Source organism: uncultured Fretibacterium sp., from assembly GCF_938040765.1.
Taxonomy (GTDB): Bacteria; Synergistota; Synergistia; order Synergistales; family Aminobacteriaceae; genus CAJPSE01.
In genome coordinates, this window is record NZ_CALIAA010000127.1 from 1 (window position 1) to 3,357 (window position 3,357).

At 61.2% G+C, this 3,357-nt stretch carries 5 protein-coding genes and 1 tRNA gene; 2 read left to right on the top strand and 4 right to left on the bottom strand.

Annotated features, from left to right (window positions below):
- On the top strand, positions 1-206 hold a 206-nt coding region (locus tag Q0176_RS04770), incomplete at its 5' end, for a hypothetical protein (protein WP_299299751.1).
- Positions 207-299: 93 nt separating this feature from the next.
- On the opposite strand, the gene Q0176_RS04775 is transcribed toward Q0176_RS04770, so the two are convergent.
- Positions 300-1,184 carry a tyrosine-type recombinase/integrase gene (locus Q0176_RS04775; protein WP_299299753.1) on the bottom strand — a complete coding sequence of 295 codons (885 nt, stop codon included), beginning with the start codon at positions 1,182-1,184 and terminating at the stop codon, positions 300-302.
- A gap of 200 nt (positions 1,185-1,384) precedes the next feature.
- Between Q0176_RS04775 and Q0176_RS04780 the strand changes: the two genes are divergently transcribed.
- Positions 1,385-1,460 (top strand) — tRNA-Glu (locus tag Q0176_RS04780).
- 288 nt (positions 1,461-1,748) lie between these two features.
- Here Q0176_RS04780 and Q0176_RS04785 read toward each other — a convergent pair.
- The 3 genes from Q0176_RS04785 to Q0176_RS04795 form a co-directional block, all read right to left on the bottom strand.
- Positions 1,749-2,144 (bottom strand): hypothetical protein, encoded by a 396-nt coding sequence (locus Q0176_RS04785; RefSeq protein ID WP_299299755.1) that lies wholly within the window; start codon positions 2,142-2,144, stop codon positions 1,749-1,751.
- Positions 2,145-2,240: 96 nt separating this feature from the next.
- A complete protein-coding gene (locus Q0176_RS04790) occupies positions 2,241-2,744 on the bottom strand; it encodes a flavin reductase (protein WP_299299757.1) in 504 nt (167 codons plus the stop codon).
- A gap of 138 nt (positions 2,745-2,882) precedes the next feature.
- Positions 2,883-3,357 (bottom strand): aldo/keto reductase (locus Q0176_RS04795; protein ID WP_299299759.1); only part of this gene is annotated, 475 nt, incomplete at its 5' end.

Consider the following 3,357-nt stretch of genomic DNA (forward strand, 5'->3'; position numbering starts at 1 on the left):
CGGAGTTTACTGACTCGGTAAAAAGGGCCAAGCTCCGAATCGAGATGGAATACGAAAAGGCGCTCCAGGGACACAGCCCCACGGGAGCGATCTTCGCCCTGAAAAATTTCGGCTGGAGGGATAAGCAGGACGTGGAGCTGTCCGGGGGCGTCAAGGTCAAGACCATCGCCGACCTGATGATGGAGGACCTGGAGGACGAGGAGTAGGCTCCGGGGCACCGCAGGCGGCAGGACGAAGAGGCACGATATCGAAGGGTGTCCGGAAGGTGGACGCCCTTTTTGCTTTGCGGGGGCTCCCCTTCAAACCTTCCTCACCCTGTGGCGGCGGGGCGCCACCTCGTTGACGAGGCTGCTCTCGGCGTGGGCCTTTCTCAGGTCGTCGAGCGTCAGGGCAAGGTACTTCTGCGTCGTCGAAAGGTCGGCATGGCCCATCATGTCCCGCAGCGCGAAGACGTTCATCCCCCGCCTGAGCATCCCCAGGGCCGCCGCGTGCCGCAGATGATACGGCGTGATCGTCTTCCCCAGCCGGGCCGCGTAATCCTTCAAACGATGCCCCCAGGAGCGCACGCCATACGCCCCCCCATCCTCCGAGCAGAACACCGGGGCGTCTCCCCATTCCGGATGACGTGCGGCCAAGAGGGCCTGAACCGCCAGCACCGTTTGCGCCGTGATGGGGACGGTCCGGGCCTGCCTCGTCTTGGCCGCAGGGGCGGGGATCGTCACCAGAAGGCCCGCCAGGTCGAAGTCCCCGGGCCGAAGCTGGAGGCTCTCTCCAGGCCGCGCCCCACAGTCCAGGGAGAACAGGATCAGGGCGTAGTCCCGCAGCCCCGTAAAGGTCCGCCTGTCCGGGAGCCTCAGGAGATCGGCCAGGGTGTCCGTCTCGATGTGCACGACACGCCCCACGGGACGGCGCTTCTTTAGCCCCGCCAGGGGGTGAGCACAGGAGAGCAGGCCTTCCTCCAGGCACCAGCTGAAGAACTTCTTGAGGTACGCGAAACGGAGGTTGTGGGTGTTGGGGTTGATGTCATCGCTCAGGTAGGAGAGGACGGCCGCCCTGTAGTCCTCCGTCCCCTCGGGGATTCGCGCGGAGAACGCCGTCAGATGGGCGCGGTAATCCTCCAGGGTACGCCTCGCCAGCCCCTCGGCCTGACGGAAGGCCAAAAACAACCGGATGATCTTCTGCATGAGAAAGCCCGAAATCTCGACGAGAGACAGGGGGGAGAACAAGCGTTTTCCGACACCGGACCATACAATCGACTACAATTTAACAATGCAGTGTTTGCAGTGGTTTGTGGTCCCCCCAATGCTTTTTCCCGTATCCGGACTTTTAATCCGGGTGTCGTGGGTTCAAGTCCCACACGGCTCACCAGTCCAATTTCAAAAGCGGTCCCATCGTCCAGGGGCCTAGGACACAGCCCTTTCAAGGCTGCGACGCGGGTTCGAATCCCGCTGGGACCGCCAGTTCAAACAAACACCGCATATCACAGGACCACACCCCCCTGATCCTTCAGGGGTTTTTACTTTGTTTGACCCCTTATGATATTCATGGAAATTCATATCGGGCCAGAGCGAACCCGTATAATAAACCGTAGAAGAACGAAGACCGTTATACGGGAAGGTGGGAATATGCCCCTGACCTAGCTGATGATGAAGCAGGCGAAGGCTCAAGACAAGCCCTATGTTCCTCCGCGTTGGCTCCCTCGGCTCTCCGTGTTCCCCACCTAATTCACCCGCCCCCCGCCGAAATCCTCAACGCATTTGTTTCTCCCAGAAAGCCGCCGCACGATTGAGCCAGCCCTCCGCGACGGTCCCCTCGCCCAGCCCAAAGCCGTGGGGAAGACCGTCGAACACCTCGATCTCCGCATCCGTTCCCCGAGCCCGTATTCTGCGTGTCCGCTCCTGCATCGTGCGGTAGGAGGCGATCTCGTCGTCCGTCCCCACGCAGCTGTAGGTGGGCGGCTCGTCCCCCGTCACCTCCGACAGGCCCGTATACTGCATGACGACCGCCGCGGGCCGCAGGCAGCTTTTCTCCCCGAAGGCCCCGGTCCCGCGGGAGCCGAGCCAGGCCGCCATGCGCGCCCCGGCAGAGCTATCAGCAGAAGCGGCAGCAAAAGCCAGCCGTTCCGGCTTCCACGCATTTTCCACAGGCCCCTTCGGACACGAGGGACGCCCTCCACGTTCGGCCGCCACCATTCCCTCAGAGCGGTCGGCGAACATTTCAAAAACACATTTTTCGCCCCCTCACCGCTTGTCGAGGACCTCCGTAATCTCGCCGATGAACTGATAGTGCGGCGGGCGGTCCGAGTAGATCTCGCGCGCGACCTCCGGGTCGATGTGGTCCGGATTGAACTGCTCCCAGTACAGCTTCCGGCAGATGAAGGTCAGGTTCGCCTCGCTGAAGACGACGCCCTGCCCGTGCCTCTCCGGGGTCAGCGAGGTCATCGCAAATTTATCGCAATCCCGTTTCGATTTGGTTCCGAGCGTCAACAAATCCCTGCGATATTTTTCTTCAAAGAAAGAAACGGTGAAACAATCGTTTTTCAGCAGGTACTCGCTGGTATATCGCAGAGGATTGACGTAGATCGTCACGATCAGCCGCCCGTCGCTCCTTAATCCCCAGAGGCTGCCAAGGCTGCCCCAGCCGATGGTGCAGCCGTCAAAATCCTCCAGGGTACCCGCTGCCGCCAGTGCCCATTGCTTGTCGAACATCTTGAACACGTCGTATTGTCCGTCACGAAACGTCATAAACAGTCCCTCGTTTCATTTTTGAAGACGCCCGTCTTGCATGCGGTAAAACGGGCGTGAATCGTCTCTTGCCTGCAACTTAGAGGTTATCTTTAATGTAGTAGGGCTTCCGAGCCGGTGCGCCCTCTACCGGCCGCCTCACGCGTGAATTTTCACCCCGTGAAGCATCCTCACAAAAGCGGGGTCGCCGTGATCCACGATCTCACTGCGGCCCAGGCCCATCTTCGCGATCGCCGCCATCTCATCGTCCGTCAGGGCAAAATCCCAGATGTCGAAGTTCTCTTCCATGCGCTCCCTGCGGACGGACTTGGGGATGACGGAGACCCCGCGCTGAACGTTCCAGCGCAGCGCCACCTGCGCGGGCGACTTCCCGTATCGCTCCCCGATCCCGGCAAGCGCCGAATGGGTGAAGATACCGTGCTTTCCCTCCGCCAGAGGGCCCCACGCCTGGGGACGCACCCCATACGCCCTCATGTTTTCAAGCGCCGCCTCCTGCGCAAAAAACGGGTGCAGCTCCACCTGATTCACCGCCGGGATCGTTTCGACCGTCTCGCAGAGGTCCGCGAGGACGGCAGGATAGAAGTTCGCCACCCCGATAGCCCGCGTCATACCC